The organism is Mycolicibacterium aromaticivorans JS19b1 = JCM 16368, from assembly GCF_000559085.1.
Taxonomy (GTDB): domain Bacteria; phylum Actinomycetota; class Actinomycetes; order Mycobacteriales; family Mycobacteriaceae; genus Mycobacterium; species Mycobacterium aromaticivorans.
Map to the genome: position 1 here is coordinate 4,995,498 of NZ_JALN02000001.1, position 18,236 is coordinate 5,013,733.

At 65.8% G+C, this 18,236-nt stretch carries 17 protein-coding genes; 10 read left to right on the forward strand and 7 right to left on the reverse strand.

Annotation, left to right across the window (positions count from 1 at the left end; all coding sequences use genetic code 11):
* From Y900_RS23820 to Y900_RS23835, 4 genes are all read right to left on the reverse strand, one after another.
* Positions 1–1,893 (reverse strand): hypothetical protein, encoded by a 1,893-nt coding sequence (locus Y900_RS23820; protein WP_131536259.1) that lies wholly within the window; start codon positions 1,891–1,893, stop codon positions 1–3.
* A gap of 22 nt (positions 1,894–1,915) precedes the next feature.
* Positions 1,916–3,031 carry a sulfotransferase family protein gene (locus Y900_RS23825; RefSeq protein WP_157838270.1) on the reverse strand — a complete coding sequence of 372 codons (1,116 nt, stop codon included), beginning with the start codon at positions 3,029–3,031 and terminating at the stop codon, positions 1,916–1,918.
* Positions 3,028–4,056, reverse strand: a complete 1,029-nt coding sequence (locus Y900_RS23830; protein ID WP_081845216.1) for a 3-oxoacyl-ACP synthase III family protein — start codon at positions 4,054–4,056, stop codon at positions 3,028–3,030. The genes Y900_RS23825 and Y900_RS23830 overlap by 4 nt, the downstream gene beginning before the upstream one ends.
* Positions 4,057–4,158: 102 nt before the next feature.
* Entirely contained in the window at positions 4,159–5,043 is an 885-nt protein-coding gene (locus Y900_RS23835; protein ID WP_036344831.1) for a helix-turn-helix domain-containing protein, read from the reverse strand.
* Positions 5,044–5,107: 64 nt separating this feature from the next.
* Between Y900_RS23835 and Y900_RS23840 the strand changes: the two genes are divergently transcribed.
* The 6 genes from Y900_RS23840 to Y900_RS23865 are packed head-to-tail and all read left to right on the forward strand — an operon-like array spanning position 5,108 to position 11,379.
* Entirely contained in the window at positions 5,108–6,046 is a 939-nt protein-coding gene (locus tag Y900_RS23840; protein ID WP_036344832.1) for an SDR family NAD(P)-dependent oxidoreductase, read from the forward strand.
* Entirely contained in the window at positions 6,043–6,846 is an 804-nt protein-coding gene (locus Y900_RS23845) for an acetoacetate decarboxylase family protein (protein WP_036344833.1), read from the forward strand. The genes Y900_RS23840 and Y900_RS23845 overlap by 4 nt, the downstream gene beginning before the upstream one ends.
* Before the next feature lie 3 nt (positions 6,847–6,849).
* Positions 6,850–8,064, forward strand: a complete 1,215-nt coding sequence (locus tag Y900_RS23850) for an amidohydrolase family protein (protein WP_036344834.1) — start codon at positions 6,850–6,852, stop codon at positions 8,062–8,064.
* Between the two features lie 14 nt (positions 8,065–8,078).
* Complete coding sequence (locus Y900_RS23855; protein WP_036344836.1) at positions 8,079–9,356, forward strand: amidohydrolase family protein; 1,278 nt, start codon at positions 8,079–8,081, stop codon at positions 9,354–9,356.
* 9 nt (positions 9,357–9,365) lie between these two features.
* A complete protein-coding gene (locus Y900_RS23860; protein ID WP_420329840.1) occupies positions 9,366–10,175 on the forward strand; it encodes an enoyl-CoA hydratase-related protein in 810 nt (269 codons plus the stop codon).
* 10 nt (positions 10,176–10,185) lie between these two features.
* Positions 10,186–11,379, forward strand: coding sequence for a CaiB/BaiF CoA transferase family protein (locus Y900_RS23865; RefSeq protein WP_036344840.1), 1,194 nt, complete (start codon positions 10,186–10,188; stop codon positions 11,377–11,379).
* Between the two features lie 6 nt (positions 11,380–11,385).
* Here Y900_RS23865 and Y900_RS23870 read toward each other — a convergent pair whose 3' ends face one another.
* Positions 11,386–12,474 carry a methyltransferase gene (locus tag Y900_RS23870; RefSeq protein ID WP_036344841.1) on the reverse strand — a complete coding sequence of 363 codons (1,089 nt, stop codon included), beginning with the start codon at positions 12,472–12,474 and terminating at the stop codon, positions 11,386–11,388.
* A gap of 101 nt (positions 12,475–12,575) precedes the next feature.
* Here Y900_RS23870 and Y900_RS23875 point away from each other — a divergent pair, with 101 nt between their 5' ends.
* The gene (locus Y900_RS23875; protein ID WP_036344842.1) at positions 12,576–13,142 is read left to right on the forward strand and encodes a TetR/AcrR family transcriptional regulator; all 567 of its coding nucleotides are present in this window, start codon (positions 12,576–12,578) and stop codon (positions 13,140–13,142) included.
* Here Y900_RS23875 and Y900_RS23880 read toward each other — a convergent pair.
* Positions 13,139–13,780, reverse strand: coding sequence for a TetR/AcrR family transcriptional regulator (locus Y900_RS23880; protein ID WP_036344843.1), 642 nt, complete (start codon positions 13,778–13,780; stop codon positions 13,139–13,141). The two genes, Y900_RS23875 and Y900_RS23880, sit on opposite strands and share 4 nt — an antisense overlap.
* Positions 13,781–14,016: 236 nt before the next feature.
* Between Y900_RS23880 and Y900_RS30460 the strand changes: the two genes are divergently transcribed.
* From Y900_RS30460 to Y900_RS23895, 3 genes are all read left to right on the forward strand, one after another.
* Entirely contained in the window at positions 14,017–15,795 is a 1,779-nt protein-coding gene (locus tag Y900_RS30460) for a cadherin-like domain-containing protein (RefSeq protein WP_131536261.1), read from the forward strand.
* Positions 15,796–15,891: 96 nt separating this feature from the next.
* A complete protein-coding gene (locus tag Y900_RS23890) occupies positions 15,892–16,407 on the forward strand; it encodes a DUF4232 domain-containing protein (protein ID WP_036344844.1) in 516 nt (171 codons plus the stop codon).
* Positions 16,407–16,892, forward strand: a complete 486-nt coding sequence (locus Y900_RS23895) for a pyridoxamine 5'-phosphate oxidase family protein (RefSeq protein ID WP_036344845.1) — start codon at positions 16,407–16,409, stop codon at positions 16,890–16,892. The genes Y900_RS23890 and Y900_RS23895 overlap by 1 nt, the downstream gene beginning before the upstream one ends.
* Here the strand turns inward: Y900_RS23895 and Y900_RS23900 are convergent.
* Positions 16,889–18,235, reverse strand: a complete 1,347-nt coding sequence (locus tag Y900_RS23900) for an FAD-binding oxidoreductase (RefSeq protein ID WP_036344847.1) — start codon at positions 18,233–18,235, stop codon at positions 16,889–16,891. The genes Y900_RS23895 and Y900_RS23900 overlap by 4 nt on opposite strands.
* Position 18,236 lies beyond the last annotated feature (1 nt).

The window sequence follows — 18,236 nt, forward strand, 5'->3', positions numbered from 1 at the left end:
TCAGCCTGCCGCGAACGGATCGAAGAACGAGACGCCTCCGAAGCCGGCGGACGCGTCATACGTCGACCAGGTGGGAACGTCGCCGGCCGGTGTCAAGATCTTGAAGGAGACTTTGTCTCCGGATGCCGAAGGCATGTCCGCATAGTAGGTGCCGAACCCGGTGTTACCGAAGTAGGTGTAGTTGAACATGGACCCGACCGGTGGGACATCGCCGGCACCGGTTCCGGCGGTACCGGTGGTGACCTTGGTGACCAAGATCGCTTGGCTGTAGGTGCCGTACATGTCCAACTGGGTCGACACGTCGGCGTCGAAGCTTCCCTGCTGAACCCCGGCCGCGTCGTAGATACCGAACTGCTGATAACCCTGAAGCTGAATTTCTCTGGGCGGCAACCCATTTACACCACTCGGGATCATAGTCGAAGTGGGCAGGAGGCTACCACCGCCGGGACCCGGTAGGCGTTTGACGGGTGGCAGCGCCGACGCATCGAGCAGATTCAAAGGGAAGGTGCCGATGTTCGACACCGTGCCGTTGTTCACCAGGATTGTCGAAACCTTGTCGCCGAATTGAGAAGGCAACGAGGAGTACACGGCGTACGTGGTGCCGTTGGCCTCGTACATGACGTTGAACACCGACCCTGCCGGCGGGACCTCGCCGGGCGTTGTCCCGGCGATTCCATTGGTGACCTTGGTGACCAGTATCGCCTCGGTCTTGACCCCCATGACGTCCGCAGTGGGGGTGAGGACCCCCTCGAAACTCCCTAGGGTGTTACCGGACGGGTCGTGGATGTCGAAGACCTCGTGGGCTTGAACCGTGGTGTAGTAGGGCAGGAATCCGCTTGTCCCGACGTATGTTTCGCCGGTGGGATCGGCGGGAACGATGCTGTATCCGTTGCCGAGGTTCACCGGCCTGTTGTCGACGGTGTGATCCGCAATGCCCTTGGCCGCGTCGAAGCGAAACGGAAGCGGGATGTCGCCGAAGGGCGTCAGCAACTTGAACGTGACCACGTCGCCGAGTGGTGACGGGATGGCGGAGTAGGACCAGCCGAACCCGCCGATGAGGTCGAATCTCGAGATCAACGAGCCCACCGGCGGCACCTGACCCGGGCCGGCGCCTACGTTGGTGCCACCGTTTGACGTGACCAGGAGTTCAACGTACTTACTGCCCAAGTTGAACGGACTGCCTGTACTGACAAGGGCCCCAAAACTTCCCACGTTCCCCTTGGTCGTGGGATCCACAACGCTGTATTGCTGCTGTCCCTGGACCAGGGTCGGTCCGCCCGGCCAGAACGTCCACTGCCCGTAGAACGACGTAACCAATTCGGTAGAGCTGGGCACCAGACTGTAACCGTTGAACGGCAGCGTCTGGTTCAGTGTGGACACGGTCGGGCCGACGTGAACTGCGATGGACACCGCGCGAAGAGCCGCCTGCGCCACGCCGACCAGAGAAGACGCAACAGCCGTCCAGATCTCCTGAGGCGATGGTTTCGGAGGCAGCGCATAGGGATCCGCGGTCGCGTTCTGTGCCGAGGCCGCAGCGGGCTTGGCCCGTGCGACGGCAACCGGCGCAGTCACGGCCTGAGCGGGGGACGTGGTGAGCGGCTGTGCCGACGAGGGGTTGCGGGAGGCCACGCTAATTGGGCTGGCGGCGGCGCTCGATGCGGCGGGTCGGACAATCCGCTGTGCGGCGCCGGTGCGGCCGGCGCCTTGCGCGGGTCGCGTGCGCGCTGGGCTGTGAGCCGGCGCGCTGCTCGCCGCGGGGCTCGACGAGTCCGAGGATCCGGAGTCGGCCGAGGCGATTGCGCAGCCGGCAAAGGCCACGGTTCCCACGCCGAGGACGACCGCCAATCCGCCCACCCGGCCGATCCAGGTTGCTGCCCCTTGTGAAGCGCTCATTGCTCGACACCACACTTTCAGTTCAGCCGGCGCGGTCCGGAAGGTCGTACGCCTCGTACACATACTCGAGGTCGGTTCGGATGCGTTCGGGATCGAGTCCGAACTGGTCGGGGGAGTGCTCGTGACTGCTCTTGTATGTGCGTTGCCGTTGCGCTTGTAGCCGCACCTCGTCGCGGAACTGCGCAGTGGGCTCGATCTCGATGAAGTCGAGAATCCGCGCGATCGTCGGTTCGAGGTTCGTCAGCAGGTCGGTGTAGCGCACGACGCAGAGATTGCGTTCGGGGATGAGGCCCGCCGTCTGTGCCTCGTGGAACGTGCCGAGCATGGCGCAGGAAGCCTGGTAGAGGTTTTCGATCCAGCGCCCCTGGTCCTCCTTGCGAGTGCGGTTCCACACGTCGTAGCCGTTCTCCAGCACGCCGGCCAGCAGTGACATCCCGGACGGGATGACCTCGACCGGGTCGCGAATGATGTAGACGAGCTTGCAGTCCGGGTAGCGCTGCAGGACCTCTGGCAGCCGGAAGGCCAGCATGCTGGTTTTCGCCAGGATGCGGTTGCGTCGCTTATAGGCCAGGTTCCGTCGCCAGCAGGCTTCGTAATAGCGGAAGAAACGCTCCCGCTCACGGTCGGTCACGTCGGCGATACCGAAGTTGTGCCAAGAGAGCTCGCTGCCCCACTTGTCCTGCCAGGCAAGGAAATACGCCCAGGCGAACGGTCCGTCGAGGGTGCGGAAGAACCACGCCACGTCATCGGTCTCGATACCCCGCAGACTGGTGTCGTGCACGTCGGACGGGTGATAGCGCGCCGGTGAGAGCCGGTCCATGCGTGGGACGATGCGGCCGAGCAGCTTTCGCGCCGTGATGGCCGGGAAAAGCATCTCCCACAACTCGAAGGACGCCATCCCGCCCGCGCCGAGCAAGAGCCGGTGCAGGAATGTCGTGCCGCTGCGCGGGTTGCCGACGATGAAGATCGGCCGATTGATCGGCTGCTTGCGGTGGCCAGGGTAGACGAGATGGTCCAAACCCAGAGTCACCGCCGAGATCGCCTGGCGCACTTGCAGAAGGAGGAAGGCACCGATCGGACGTACTCTGTACCCGAAGGTCTGGCTGATGACCCGGTACAGCCGCAGGTAGTGGCTCACCGGTCCGCCCATACGGCAGCGGCCCCCACGATGGTGAAGCCGGCGGCAGCGCTCGCGAGGATCAGTTTGTCACCGGTGTGCACCGAGCCTTGTTTGAGGCGGTAGTCCAACGCCAGCGCCCACGACGTGCTTGCGGTGTTACCGAACAACGCGTGCGTGACGATTCCGGCCTGCGGACGTGCACCGAGTCCGTTCAGCACCTGCTCCACCATCGACTCGCTGGGCTGGTGAAACACGTAGTGGTCGACTTCCTCCGGCACCCATCCCACACTGGACAACAGGCGCCGCACTTCCCCCGGCACATGGACGCCGAGTGCGAACAACTCGTTGGACCTGGAGACGAAGTGACCGTCCACCGGCGCACGACACAGGTCATAGTGCTCTGACAGCGTCCTGTGTTGAAGCGCCAACACTCGCGCTCCGCCCGCGGGCAGCAGGTCGCGGGTGACCAGGAGCGCCGCGGCGGCGTTGCCGAGTGTCAGTCCGGCCACCTTGAGCGCGACGTCCTCGAAGGTCTGGAAGTCGTAGCTGACCCGGTCTCGGGTGATTTCACCGGCGCAGATGAGCGCCGTGTCGATGTCATCGTGAAGGGCGAAGTAACCGGCGACAACGTGCAGCGCTTCGATGAGCCCGGCGCAGGCGCAGGTGACGTCCATGGCGTGCAGGGGCGTCGCACCGAGCCGTCCGGCCACCTCGGTGGCCGTCGCGGGTTCGAATGCGTCGCGGGCGATCCCGCCGTAGACGAGGAGGTCGACGTCTGTGGCTGCGACTCCGTTCTGTTCGAGGCAGGCGGTCGCCGCGCGGGTGGCGAACTCTCCGGGCGACACGGCAGGGTCCCCTTCGAGGTACCGCATCTTGCTGTTACATCGGTCGAAGGCATACCGAATGGCGAGCTCGATAGGCGCCCATTCGGCGGTGGTGCCGCGAAACGATTCCCGCACGCGTGCCAGCAACTCCTCGTTGTCCACCGCGGCATCAGGAAGCGCCACTGCCGGCCTCGAGAGGTGCAGTCGGGGAATCGTCATCAGGCCAACCGTCCTCGTGCGCTTGGTCGGGTGTTTCCTGCATCAGATTAATGGGAATGGGGCTTCGCTACGCGGCCCTTGCCCCTCGTCGTCGGCCCGTGTCTATGACTCTTCCGCCAGCGCGGCACTGAGTCCGCGGGTAGCCGCGGCGAGTTGCTCGCCCATCCGGGTGACGTCCGCCCCGCTCATCGGTTCGGGACTAGGAACCAGGCTCAGGATCAGGGCAATACGTGAGTCCGCAGCCAAGACCGGCGAGTCGATATGGCTCACCTCGTAGGTGCGGTCTCTGTCCAGGCTGACTGGAAACCACTGTTCCTGATGGATCAGCTCGTCAGTCAACGCCTGGGCCAGCTCGCTGAGCCGGGTGGAGCGAACCTCGGCACTACGGACGATGAGCGCCAGTTCCTGCAAGCGCAGATCGGGCAACAGATGAAGTCCGACCGCGTACCCGCGCTCTTCGGCGGCGGCGATGGCTTCGCGGTAGCGCTCGCGCACATCGTCGGGCAGCGCGGCCAGCCACCGCTCCCGCGCGTGCGCCCCGGCCCACGCCACCGTCGAGGCGCCATACGGCGGGCGGTGCGGGAACTGCGTACCGATCGGCATCGGATGGCCACCGCCGAGCCGGCTCCGAACTTGGTCGACGACGGTGGAGTGGTCGTCACCGACCGAGAAGGCGACACAGTGCGCGCCGGTCGCGGCGGACAGTTCGATCATCGCCGAACGGGCCAGCGCCAGGGCTGGATAGTGGCCCGCAGCTTCCCGGCCGAGGCGGACCAGCCCGGGGCCGAGGTGATACGTCTTGCGAACGGGGTCACGCAGCAGCCAGCCGGCCCGGAGTAGTTCCGCCAGCATCGAGTGGCAGCTCGCCTTGTGGACGCTCAAATAACGCGACACCTCGGCCAACGTCAGCCCGTCGCGTCCCTCACCGGCCAAGTGCTCGAACAGATTCACGACCCGCTCGGTCTGCGGAGAAGGACGCGGCGGCATCGACCGATGGTCGCATAATGCGACTGCTTGCGGTGGTATACGCGACCATGTGACGATGCCCACAATGAGGGACCTACGGGGCGCAGTGGCGGTCATCACCGGGGGCGCCGGCGGGATCGGGCGCGCCATGGGTAGGCGCTTCGGCCAAGAAGGCATGAAGGTAGTGCTGGCCGACGTCCTCGCCGAACCACTCGACGAGGCAACCCGGGCGTTGACGGACGACGGCATCGAGGCGATCGGCGTGGTCACCGACGTCACCGACTACTCCTCGGTCGAATCGCTCGCCAAGCACGCTCTCGATCATTTCGGCGCCGTGCATGTCGTGTGCAACAACGCCGGCACCGGCGCGGTGTCCGAGGGCTACATGTGGGAACACGATCTTGCGGACTGGCGCTGGGGGATCGACGTCAACGTCCTCGGGGTCATCCACGGCATCAAGGCGTTCGTGCCGATCCTGCTCGACCAGGGCAAAGGTCACGTCGTCAACACCTGTTCGGGGAACGGCGGTTTCGCGCCGATCGCCCGCGGCGCCATGGGCGGCCCGGCCACCGCGGTGTACCCGATGACCAAGGCTGCCGTGCTGTGCCTGACCGAAAGCCTCTACACGCACCTGGAAATGACCGGGACCGGCGTCCGGGCCCATGTGCTCTTCCCGGGCGGCTTCTTGAACACCGGCATCTGGGAATCGTGGCGGCACCGGCCGCAGCGGTATGCGGCCACTCAGGAACGCCGCACCGAACTGCAAACCCTGGCCGGCGTCGTCGCCCGCTTCGAAACAGCAGGCGCGCATGTGGAATTCACGCCGCTGGAGTCGGTCGCCGCTCAGGTCATCGAGGGTCTCCGCGCGGACAGCTTCTGGATGATGGGGCCACCCGCGCCATCTGATGACGTGGTGAGCAAGAAGGCGGCCTCGATCATCGCGCGTGGCGAACCCGACTACCTGGTCGACGTCCTCGGCAAGCACGCCGGGCAGAAAGCCGAAACCGAAGGAGGAAACCGATGAGCGTCAACACAGTTCGCTACGGTCCGCGCCCACCCGAGGCGCGCGTCGATCACGAAATCGATGCCACCAAGGCGCCGATCGCCACCGAGGCGGTCACCGTCACCTATCTCACCGATCCTGAGATCGTCGCCGCGGTGCTGCCCAAGCCGCTCGAACCGGCGGCCGAACCCCTGGTCCGCGTCCAGTTGCAGCGGGTCCAGATCGAGGGTCGGCCCCCGTTCGGGTCGGCGGTGTTCTCGGTGGCGGCCCGGCACGGCGACGTCGACGGCGACTACCCGCTGCTCATGCCGCAGTCCACCGAACAATCCGTCACCGGTGGACGCGAAACCTTCGGTGAGCCAAAGAAAATGGCCGATATCCGAGTGGCCCGCGCTGCCGACGATGTCACGGCCACCGTCGTCCGGCTGGGATATCCGCTCGTCACGGTGCGCGGGCGGGTCACCGGCCCAGCAGAATTGCCGCCCGACCAGGTGAACACCGAGTTCTACTTCAAGTTCCTGCGCGCCCCCGACGGCGACGGCATCACCGATCCGCACCTGGTCTACGGCGAGTACCACCGGCACTACGAGCTGCTGGAGAACATCGACGGCACAATCGAGTTGGGCGAGTCGCCGCTGGACCCGGTGGCCGATATCGCGGTCCGCCAGCTCAGGTCGATCACGTGGTGCCGGCGCCGCACCGTTCAGGTCGGCCGGATCGCCGAGCGCGTTCCGGCGGAGTGGCTGTTGCCGTACGTCCACCAGCGCTACGACGACGTCGCTTTGCTCGCCGCGCCGAGGCCCGAGCCGACGCGGGTGTAGCGGATGGACCGGTACACCGTCATCTCAGCCGACTGCCATGCCGGAGCCGACCTGCTCGACTACCGCGACTATCTCGACCCAGGCTTCCGCGACGAATTCGACAGTTGGACAACGACGTACGTCAACCCGTTCGCTGATCTCGCGGACGCCGACGCCGAACGAAATTGGGACAGCGACCGTCGCAATGCCGACCTGGACGTCGAGGGTGTCGCCGGTGAGGTGATCTATCCCAACACCATTCCGCCGTTCTTTCCCTCGTCCAGCCTGGCGGCCACGCCGCCGGAGACCGCCCGCGAGCTCGAGCTGCGCTGGGCTGGGCTGCGTGCGCACAATCGCTGGCTGGCCGACTTCTGCTCGCTGTCGCCCGAACGGCGCGCCGGGGTGGGGCAGATCCTCCTGCAAGACCTCGACGAAGCCGTCACCGAAGTGGCGCAGATCGCGAAACTCGGTCTGCGCGGCGGTGTTCTGCTGCCCGGAATCCCACCCGGAGCGGCCATCCCGCAGCTGTACGCCGAGCACTGGGAGCCACTGTGGGCGGCCTGCGCCGAAGCCGGTCTCGTGGTCAACCACCACGGCGGCAACGCCGGACCCAGCCCCCTCGACGGGTGGGGCAGCTCATTCGCGGTCTGGGTGTACGAGACGCACTGGTTCGCGCATCGGGCGCTGTGGCACCTGATCTTCAGCGGCGCGATGGATCGTCATCCGGACCTCACCGTGGTTTTCACCGAGCAAGGTGCCGGCTGGATCCCGGCCACCCTGGACTCCCTCGACGTCGCCGCGGCCCGCTACGCGCGAGAAGGATCCGCGATCGCCCGATTCGCCGGACCCACAGCGGGGTCGCTGACCCTCAAGCCCAGCGAGTTCTGGGCCCGCCAATGCTATGTCGGGGCCAGCTTCATGCGGCCGGTCGAATGCGCCGAACGTCACGAGATCGGCGTCGACCGAATCATGTGGGGAAGCGACTATCCTCATCTGGAGGGAACCGGCTTCTTCACCCGAGAAGCGTTGCGCTACACCTTCTCCGGCGTGGCACCCGAGGAAGTCGCGGCCATGCTCGGCGGCAACGCGGCAGCCGTCTACGGCTTCGACCTGGCGGCGCTGCAACCTCTGGCCGACCGAATCGGCCCGACGGTCGCCGAGGTCGCCGAGCCGCTGACAGAGGTGCCAGCAGGTGCGAGCAGCACCGTCTTCGAGCCCGACCCCATCCGTACCTGGTAATCGAAAGGCCCATCGTGAACAACGTCGCCCCGTATCTCATCATCTCCGCCGACACACACGCCGAGCTTCCGACCGAGCGCTACCGCGAATACGTCGACCCCGAATACCGGGAGGACTTCGAGGCCTACCTCGCCGAGAAGCAAGCCGCGGCGCAGGCCGGTGGGTTCATCGACGAGGAGTTCGCGCAGACCTGGTTCGACGAACACGGCGAGGGCATCGCCGGCGGATGGGATGTCGCCCAACGGGACAAGGAACTCGACGGGGACGGTGTGGCCGGCGAGGTCATCTTCCCCGACGCCGACGCGGTGACGGGTGTGGCGGGAGCTCCGTTCGGCGCCGGCCTGGGCCAGTCGGGTGACCTTGACCCGGGCCGGGCGATGGCCGGTGCGCGAGCCCACAACCGGTGGCTGTCCGAGCTGTGCAGCCACAGTCCGGAGCGGCGGGCCGGAGTCGCGGTAATCCCGATACTGGCCGATGTCGATGCGGCGGTCGCCGAGATCACCCGCGCCGCCGACGCCGGCCTGCGGGGCGGGATCCTGATCCCCGTGCTCTGGGGTGACTACCCGCCGTATCACGATCGTCGCTACGACAAGGTATGGGCCGCTTGCCAGGACCTGCAGATGCCGGTGCACACCCACGTGGGTCCCGCTCCGAGTGCGGAGTACGGCGAGCACCTGGGCATCTACACCACCGAGGTGCGGTGGTGGGGCGCCCGGCCGCTGTGGTTCGCCTTGTGGGCCGGGGTGTTCGAGCGGTTCCCCGCGCTGCGCTGGGGCGCCACCGAGTGCGGTGCGTTCTGGGCCAACGATCTGCTGTGGCTGATGGACACCCGCTTCCTCCGAGAACACTCGGCGAAAAAAATGAGTCGAGCCCTTGAAGGTGACCTCACCATGCCACCCTCGGCGTACTTCGACCGGAACTGCTTCATCGGGGCGACCACGACCGAGCGTCGCGAACTGGCGCGTCGCTATGAGATCGGCGTCCCGAACATGCTGTGGGGCAACGACTATCCGCATCCGGAAGGAACCTGGCCGAACACCCGGAAATGGCTGCGGCACGCGTTCTGGGACATCCCCATCGACGAGACCCGGCAGATGCTGGGGCTCGCGGCGGCCGAGATCTACCACTTCGACCGCAAAGCGCTGGCTCCGCTCGTCGAACGCATCGGCCCGACGCCGGACGACCTCGGGCAGGATGACGCGGTGAGCATTCCGAAGTGGGAAGCGGCGCGGCAGGCCGGCCGGCACTGGCTCACCGACACCGACCCCCTCGCCGACTTGGTGGAGAACTGATACATGGATCTGGCTGATCAGCCGCACCTGAAGGTGGAACGCGACGGTGACGTCGTCGTGCTGACGATGAACAATCCGCGGCGGCAAAACGCCCTCACTCCGTCGATGATCGAGTTCATGGCGCAAGCCTGGAACGAGATCGACGCCGACGACGGCATCCGCGCCGCGATCCTGACCGGGGAGGGCTCGTCGTACTGCGTGGGCGGCGATCTCGCCGACGGGTGGATGGTGCGCGGGTCGTCAGCCGGCGGTGGCAGACCTACGCCCGAGCGCAAGGCCGCCGGCAGCGTCATCACCGACGGATTGTTGCTGACCCGTTCGCTGGCCAAGCCGCTGATCGCCGCGGTCAACGGAGCGTGTCTGGGCGGTGGCTGTGAGATGTTGCAGCAGACCGATATTCGGGTCGCCGAGGAGCAAGCGGTGTTTGGACTGCCCGAGGTGAAGTGGGGCTTGATCGCCGGCGCCGGGTCGACGGTCCGCCTCAAACGCCAGATTCCGTACACCAAGGCCATGGAGATGATCCTGACGGGGGAGCCGTTGACCGCCGCGGAGGCGTATCACTTCGGTCTGGTCGGCCACATTGTTCCGACGGGTCAGTCGCTGGACAAGGCGCGGGAGATCGCCGCGAAGGTGTGCGCCAACGGTCCACTTGCGGTGCGTAATGCCAAGGCGTCGATCCTGGCCAGTGGCTGGCTGGACGAGGCCGACGCCCGTCAGGTTGAGCAGCGACTCGTCGTGGAGGTCATGCGTTCCGAGGACGCGAAGGAGGGTCTCGCGGCTTTCGGTGAGAAGCGTGCGCCACGATTCTCGGGACGGTAAGAGAGTGGGTATGGAACATACTGGGCCGCTGCGCGGTATTCGCGTTCTGGAGTTGTCGCTGGCGCTGACCGGCCCCTACATCGGTGCACTGTTCGCCGACCAGGGTGCCGATGTGGTGAAAGTGGAACGTCCCGACATCGGCGACATCCTGCGCTGGATCGGTCCGAGTGTGAATGGGTTGAGCGCGGTCTTCCGGGTCTGCAATCGCGGCAAGAAGTCGATAGCGGTCGATGTCCGAACCGACACCGGCCGGCAGATCGCGCTCGAGCTGGCGGCGCAGGCCGATGTGGTGATCCAGAACTTCCGCCCCGGCGTGGCCGACCGGCTCGGTGTCGGGTACGACGATGTCGTCGCGATCAATTCCGAGGTCGTCTACGTCTCGCTGACCGGTTTCGGTGAGATCGGGCCCTATCGGGACCGCAGCGCCTACGACACGGTGATTCAGGCGTACGGCGGTGTGGCGTCCAGCCAGGCCGCGCCCGATGTCGGGGAGCCGATCTTCTTGCAGCAGGTGCTCGCCGACAAGGTCACCGCGCTGTATGCCAGCCAAGCCGTCACCGCCGCACTGTTCGCACGAGCGACCGGACGCGGAGGACAACACGTGCACGTCTCGATGGTGGACGCGGTGGTGTCCTTCTTGTGGACCGATGCGGCCGGCAACGAGGTCCTGCTGGACTCGGACAATTCGCAGCCGTCCAGTTTCACATCGGGATTCAAGCCGTTCCGCTTCATCGACGGATGGGGTGTGGTGACGCCGATCTCGGATTCCGACTTCACCGGCATGTGTCGTGCGCTGGACGCGCCCGGCGCTGACGACCCGCGATTGCAAACAGCCGAGCTGCGAAACCAGCACCGCCCCTTGATGGCCGAGGTGATGGCAGCATGTTACGCAGGCGCGGAAAAGCTGACGGTCGACCAAGCGACGGAGAGATTCGAAGCCGCCGACGTTCCGTACGCGATGATCGTGCCGCCCGAAGAACTACCCGACGATCCGCACGCCATCGCAATGGGGCTGTTCGAAGAACGTGACGACCCGGTGGTGGGGCGGGTGCGTATCCCGCGGCATCCCGCGCTCTTCGACGGCACTCCGGCTCGATTAGCCGGTCCGGCACCGAAATTGGGCGAGCACACCGAGGAGATACTCGCCCAGGTCGGTCGCGTCGGCCAGGGATCCGGCTTGCGGGACTCCGGGGTCATCGCCTGACGGCGCCTAGATTGCGACAGCCTCCAGGATGCTGAGCGGACCGACGGTGTCGACCACTCGAGTCAGCCGGAATCCTGCCGTGTCGAGTAGCTGACGGTACTCGGCTGCGGTGCGCTCGCGAGCGTTGGCGACGACCAGCATCTCGATGTCCACCCACTTGCCGTGGAAGTTCCTGTCGTGGTCGGGGATGACGAACTCGATCAACAACAGTCGTGTGCCTCGGCGAGCGGCGGTGCGGATATTCTGCAGAATGCGGACGGCATCGTCGTCGGGCCAGTCATGGATGATGTGCTTGAGCACATAGGCATCGGCGCCCTTCGGGGCGGATTCGAAGAACGATCCCGGGTCGATGCGAGTGCGGTCCTCGACGCCGTACTGCCGCAGCAGAGCAGGTGCGCCCGCCACCACCTCGGGCAGATCGAACAACACGCCGCGGGCGTGCGCCGCAGACGCGAGGATCGCGGCGAGCAGCCGGCCCTGACCGCCGCCGATGTCGGCGATCGTGGCGAAGCGGCTGAAGTCGTAGGCCGCGACAACAGCGGTGACCGAAGACTCCGACAGCCCTGTCATGGCCTGGTTGAAGATCCCGGCCAGCGCCGGCTCATCGGCGAGGTAGTCAAAGATCGGCTTGCCCCGCAAGGCCGGGACCACCGCGGAGCCTGTCCGTATCGCGTCCGCCAGGTGGCTCCAGTGCTCGCGGTGTTGTGCTGAGCCAACCCAGCGGGCCATGCCCGCCATCGAGACAGGGGAGTCGGTGCGCAACGTCTCCGCGAGGGCGGTGAGTTCGTAGCGGCCGTCGCTGCGGTGCCGGAACACACCGATACCGATGAGCGCCCTAAGCATCCGGCAGAGTGCGTCCTGGTCGACATTGAGTCGCCGAGCGAGGTCTTCGCCGGTCGCGGGCCCGTTAGCCAACTCATCGGCAACGCCGAGTTCGGCTGCAGCGGAGATCAATTGGGAAATCCATGCCCCCATGATCAGCTCCATCATCGAGGCCGCCGGGGGCGCGGAGCGTTGGTGAATCCGGTACAGAGCGTGACGGGCCCGTTCGATGGCCCGGACAATTTTTGTCGGTGGCGCTTTGGTGGACGTCACGGGTCCATCCCTTCTCGGTTGTTCACGTAGCCGGAAAGCGCCCGAACCGTAACTCCGCTTGGCGTTTAAGGCAAGTATTCACTTGCATTAAGATTCGGGGTGTGCCGAAACGCATCGACGAAGATGGCCTGTTCCAGACAACTGTCGCGGTATTCGCCGAGTGCGGTTACCGGGCCACCACGACACAGGAGATCGCGACGCGCGCGGGTGTCAACGAAGCGACATTGTTCCGCCGCTACGGAGCCAAGGCGAATCTGATCAACACGGCCTTGAGGCACGTGTTGGCGGATTCGTCGTTCGCGAGAGTGGCGATCACTGACGACGTCACCGCGGATCTGACCGCGCTGGTGCGGTCGTACGTCGAGACCGCGCAACAGTATGGCGGTGCGGTCGCGACGCTTCTCGCCGACGTGCCCCGGAATCCGGAACTGCGCGATGCGATTGCGGCCTTGATGCCCAATCTCGTCAATGCCGCCGGTGTGTTGGCGGCACATCAGGACGGCGGGCGGCTGGCGGCGGGCGACCCACTGCAGACGCTGGTGGCGTTGATCGCACCGTTATTAGTGTTTGGCCTCTGGGCGCGTACCGGAGCAACGCCGCGGGTTCCCGACATCGATCCGGCCGGCGTGGTCGCTGACTTCCTGGACGGGCATCGCGCCCGCGTCTAGGTGGTGTGGGTGGTCGGCAGGCCGAGTTCGTCCGCCGGCGCGCTGAGGTAGCGCTGGATGCTGGGACCGATGAGCGTGACCACCTCGTCGGCGGTCAGGGTCGACAGCGGCGGCACCTGCATGACGTACCGCAGCATCGCCGTGCCAACGAGGCTCGTGGCGGCGAGCATCGCCCGCAGTCGCGCGTCATCCGCGCCGCCCAGGGCATCGGTGACCGCGGTCATCACGTAACTGTGCAAGAACTCTCGAAATGCCTTGTGCGCATCACTGTTCGATGTCGCCGACTGCAGCATCGAGACCATGCTCGCAGCGGTGTCGGGTTGCTCCCAGATAGTCAGATAGGCACGGACGATGCGGAACCCCAGCCCGTCATCATTGCCGGCGGTCAGTTCTTCGGTGAACAATTCGGGATCGAGAACCAGCTTCATCGACTCGCGGAAGAGTTCCGCCTTCGAGCCGAACAGATACAACACCATCGACGGGTCCACATGGGCTTCGTCGGCGATCGCGCGCAGCGTCGTCTTCTCGTAACCGTGTTGAGCGAACTGGTTCTTGGCCGCGCGCAGGACCACGTCCCTGGACACGGGTTCGCCATGGCGTCTGCCGCGTCGCTTGTCCATCGCTGCACGTGAAGGCATGTCTGACCATATCATTTCAATAGCCATTGAATTATTTGCACAGCGGGTTTACGCTCGTGGCCATGATTTCATCCGTCGTTGAAAAAAGTCCGCACCCGCAGCCGGGGCATGCGGCGGAGCGAGTGCGTGCGTGCGCGGGGGCCGGGCGCGCGGCAGGAATCGTCGTCGGACTGTCCGTTGCCGTTGCATTGGTCTTGCTGCTGCCGAACCGGATAAGGCTGAGAACCATTGCACTGTTGATATTTTCAGCGATAGCGGCGGCATTGATCACCGCTGTCCTGCGGTGGCTCGTTGGTTCATTCGAGGGAAATGCGGGCGGGGTCGCCGCCGCTCTGATGCTGGGTTTGGGCGGCGCGGGCCTGGCAGTACTGGGGCTGGGTACGTTGTTCGAGCGCATCGGGCTTGCGCTGGGTTCGGCGTTGGCACTGCTGCTGGGAAACCCACTGTCAGGTCTGGCCAGTGCGCCGAAAATGCTGCCTCGCGGTTGGGGCGTAGTCGGCCAATACCTTCCTCAGGGAGCTACGGCGACGCTGCTGCGCTCGGCCATATTCTTCGATGGGGCAGGAGCCGGCGCCGCGGTCATCGTCTTGATCGCGTGGGCTGTCGGAGGTGCGGCTCTCGTCGGGTTCGCGCTACTCCGGTCGGCGGCGCACCGTTCGTCAGGCGCCCGGCCGTTCGGTGGTCCTGTTGTCTGGCTGGGTGCCGGCGCGATCACCGTCGGCATCGGCGCTGCTCTGGCGCAGGGATCGGCGGTCGCGAGCGCCGACACCGGACACAGCGGGAGGAGCGACGCCGGTGCCGGAGGCAACGTCGGACCCACTTCACCCACCCGCCATGGCGATGCAGTCACGATCAAGGTGCCAAAGGCAATTCGGCCATCTGCCGGCGCGAATCGGACGACGCCCGCCGGCCCGGCGGGCAACCCACTCCGCCCTCATGACGTACTGGGCTGGGTCCGCCGCGAGTTGCGCTACACCCTGTTCAACAAACCACCGGTGATCGCGGCCGTTCAACACACAGAAGATCCGGTCACCGGTGTCGTCACGGGTGAACTTCTCGGCACCAAGGGATCTCGGGGCGCACTGACCTACACAGTCACACAGCCCGCCAATGCGGCGGTCCGCGTGAACCCAGACGGCACTTTCACCGTCACTCCCGACGTGACCACCGCCCACCTTGGCGGGTCGGTGAGCTTCACCGTCACCGCCGACAACGGCAGCACGTATCGGCTGCCCGGCGTGCTGGGCCGCATCCAGTCGGTAATCCACTACTACGCACAACGATTGGGCATCAGCGGCCACGACACGACGACCACACTGGTGATCGTAGATGTCGGTTCCATCAACAAGGCGCCGATTATCAGCGGCTATACGGACGCCACCCCCGCCATCGACGGCACCGTCACCGGCCAGATCGAGGCAACTGATCCCAACCAGGACAGCCTGCTATTCAGCGGGTCAACGACGAGCGCAGCCGGGGGAGCCGTCAGCGTCAACTCCGACGGTTCGTTCAGCTATACGCCTACCTTCCAGATACGACATGCGGCGGCCGCTGACAACGCCCCCGGCTCGGCAACCACTGACAGTTTCACGGTCACCGTCAGTGACGGCTACGGCGGTTCCGCCACCCGGACCATCACGGTGCCGGTGAGTGCCGCCAACGGAAACCCCAGCGGCGGCACGATCACCGACTTGGCGGTCGATGACGTCATCGGTGTCGTCTCCGGATCCGTCGTCGGGGTCACCGACCCGGATTCGGACCCGCTGAGCTACAGCTCGAATCCGACCACCGTCGGAGGAGGCGCCGTCGACGTCTACGGGGACGGGTCATTCACCTACAACCCGACGGCCGAACAGCGGCACCTCGCCGCGGCGTTGGGCGCCCCCTTCACGCTGACCCACGACAGCTTCACCATTTTGGTCTCCGATGGTCACGGCGGCAGCACCGCGATCACGATCGTCGTCCCGGTTCCGCCCGAGACGGATGAACCTCCGTCCGGGGTTGCGGCCGGCTGATGGCGGCGAATGCCGAGAACGGACACGCTCGCCGAATAAGGGACTAGAGTTCGCTCGCCGGTCGAGGAGTCTCGAAGACGGAAGGGCGGCTTGACGATGACGAGGTACCTACCCAGCGCTGTCGGGGTGCTGACTGCGCTCATCGCCATCGGTTCGACGGTGACGAGTCCGACCGCATCAGCCTTGCCCTCGTGTACACCCGATTCGCTTGGTGTGAGCACCAACGCGCCCGCGTCACCCGGCGATGCGACGCAGATCCACTTCGACGTGATCTTCACGAACATCTCACCTCAGCCGTGTGAGGTGCAGGGGTATCCGGACGTCGATCTCATCGGTCCCGATGATCCGATGTGGGGTCCGGACTATCAGCTGCCTCAACAAGCCGACACCGCAGTGCCTATCACGCTCCCACCGGGTGCCTCGGCTGGTAGCCGCTTGACGTTCCTGGCGGACCCCAACGGCTGGGTGCCGGACACTATCGCGGTGACTCTGCCGAATTCGCCTGGGCGGATGGAAGTTCCCTGGATCGCCGGCCGGGTACCCGTCGCCCGACAGGACGCGGCGAGTCACCCGGGGACGTACATCGGACCGCTGCGATTCATGACCGACTGATGGACAAGGGGGAGCTGGCGGCCGAGCTCAGCCATCCGGGTGCTCGACAACTGTTGTCGGGTGCGATGGCTCGCCTCGCCTACAACGGACACGACGGGTTTCCGCGCGTCATTCCCGTCGGGTTCCACTGGACCGGTGAACGGATCGTGGTGTCGACGGCACCGACCTCGCCGAAGGCCCGCGCGTTGGCGTCCCGGCCTCAGGTCGCCGTGACGATCGACGGCGGCTCGTCGCCGGAGGAAGCCAAGGCCCTGCTGGTGCGCGGCCTGGCCACCCTGGTAACAGTCGACGGCGTCGCCGAGGAGTACCTCACGTCGGCGCGGAACACCATGAGCGGCGCCGAACTCGCCGAGTTCGAACGCACCGTGAAATCCACCTACCCGCGGATGGTGCGCATCTCGATCGAACCGGTGTGGGCCCGGTTCTACGACTTCGGTGCAGGCCGACTGCCGAAGTTCCTGTCGGACCTGACCAACGACAGCTAAGCCGTGATGCTTTGGGGGTAGCTGAACACGTTGTCGGGGTCGTAGGTCGCCTTGATCAGACGTAGCCGCTCGACATTGGTGCCCCAGTAGGCGCGCTCCCAGTCCGGCATGCCGGCGTTGGGTACGTTGACATAGGCGCCATTGACGTAGGGCGCCAACGCTTCGGCGAGTGCCGCGACCCACGCGAGGACCGTCTCGGTCTCATCGTCCGAAGCGGGCGGGCCGCCCCGAACACCCCACCCTGCGCCCGGTTCGGCGTAATACAGCGCGCGGCGGTGCGCGAACGCCGACCCGCCCGAGGGCTCACTGTCGGGCAGCACGCCACCGAACGCATTGGTGAAGTAGTTGCACCCCGCTGGTGCGTTCGCCATGAACTCGGCAATGGTGCGCACCGCGTCGGACGGCAACGGCTCCGTCATGAACTGTGAGGCGAACTTCCAGTTCGCCGGTTCTTCTGTGATGGGGATCTGAAACCCGGCGTAGATCTCTGGCCAGCTCGCTTCCCGCACGACGATATCAGGGCTCCCGATCGACAGCATGGGCGAAAGAAGCTGCAGTGCTTCAGATTCCGTCCCGCCGGCGAGCAGGGCATGTAACCCGACCTTCTCGCCCTCGATCTCCAGCTGACTCGTCAGTCGACGGTCCACGTACGGCGCGGACTGCTGCCAGGACTCGAACACCGCCTCCAGATCGTCGAAGCCGGGCCACGTTGCGACGACGAAGATCGCTTGGGTCAGCCGGTGAATCCGGTATGTCAGCGACGTGACGATGCCGAAGTTCCCGTTGCCGGCACCCCGTAACGCCCACAACAGGTCGGGGTTGTTCTGTTCGTCGGCGACGATCACCTTGGCGCCGCCGTCGGCTGAGGCGACGACGATCTCGACCGCCAGCAGGTTGTCCGATGCCATTCCGTAGTTGCGGGTCAGCAGGCCGAAGCCGCCGCCGAGCGTCGCGCCGACCAGCCCGACGCTGCCTTCTGTTCCGGTAGGTGCCGCGAAACCCGCCGCGCCGAGTCCGGTCACCGCCTCCAGCTGGTTGAGTCCCGCACCGACTGTGGCAGTCAGGGTTTGCGCGTCGATTGCCACCGACTTCAATCCGCTGACGTCGATCACCACGCCGTCGTCCAGACCCGACCATCCTTCCAGGGCGTGGCCGCCGCTGCGCACTCGGACGGCGAGCCCCTCCTGGCGTGCCCAGGTCAGCGCGTTGACGACATCATCTGTGCTGCCGGCGAAGACGACGGCCTTGGGGCGGTGGGTGAAGAAGTGGTTCCAGCCTCGGCTGGCATCGGGGTAGTCGGCGTCATCGGGGTGCACCACTCGGCCGGTGAGTACAGCAGTCATG

What these genes read in the sequence shown, in the direction of transcription:
- Y900_RS23820 (WP_131536259.1), bottom strand. Translation starts at nt 1,893, where the DNA reads ATGAGCGCTTCACAAGGGGCAGCAACCTGGATCGGCCGGGTGGGCGGA.
- Y900_RS23830 (WP_081845216.1), bottom strand. Translation starts at nt 4,056, where the DNA reads ATGACGATTCCCCGACTGCACCTCTCGAGGCCGGCAGTGGCGCTTCCT.
- Y900_RS23835 (WP_036344831.1), bottom strand. Translation starts at nt 5,043, where the DNA reads ATGCCGCCGCGTCCTTCTCCGCAGACCGAGCGGGTCGTGAATCTGTTC.
- Y900_RS23840 (WP_036344832.1), top strand. Translation starts at nt 5,108, where the DNA reads ATGAGGGACCTACGGGGCGCAGTGGCGGTCATCACCGGGGGCGCCGGC.
- Y900_RS23845 (WP_036344833.1), top strand. Translation starts at nt 6,043, where the DNA reads ATGAGCGTCAACACAGTTCGCTACGGTCCGCGCCCACCCGAGGCGCGC.
- Y900_RS23850 (WP_036344834.1), top strand. Translation starts at nt 6,850, where the DNA reads ATGGACCGGTACACCGTCATCTCAGCCGACTGCCATGCCGGAGCCGAC.
- Y900_RS23865 (WP_036344840.1), top strand. Translation starts at nt 10,186, where the DNA reads ATGGAACATACTGGGCCGCTGCGCGGTATTCGCGTTCTGGAGTTGTCG.
- Y900_RS23880 (WP_036344843.1), bottom strand. Translation starts at nt 13,780, where the DNA reads ATGCCTTCACGTGCAGCGATGGACAAGCGACGCGGCAGACGCCATGGC.
- Y900_RS23890 (WP_036344844.1), top strand. Translation starts at nt 15,892, where the DNA reads ATGACGAGGTACCTACCCAGCGCTGTCGGGGTGCTGACTGCGCTCATC.
- Y900_RS23895 (WP_036344845.1), top strand. Translation starts at nt 16,407, where the DNA reads ATGGACAAGGGGGAGCTGGCGGCCGAGCTCAGCCATCCGGGTGCTCGA.
- Y900_RS23900 (WP_036344847.1), bottom strand. Translation starts at nt 18,235, where the DNA reads ATGACTGCTGTACTCACCGGCCGAGTGGTGCACCCCGATGACGCCGAC.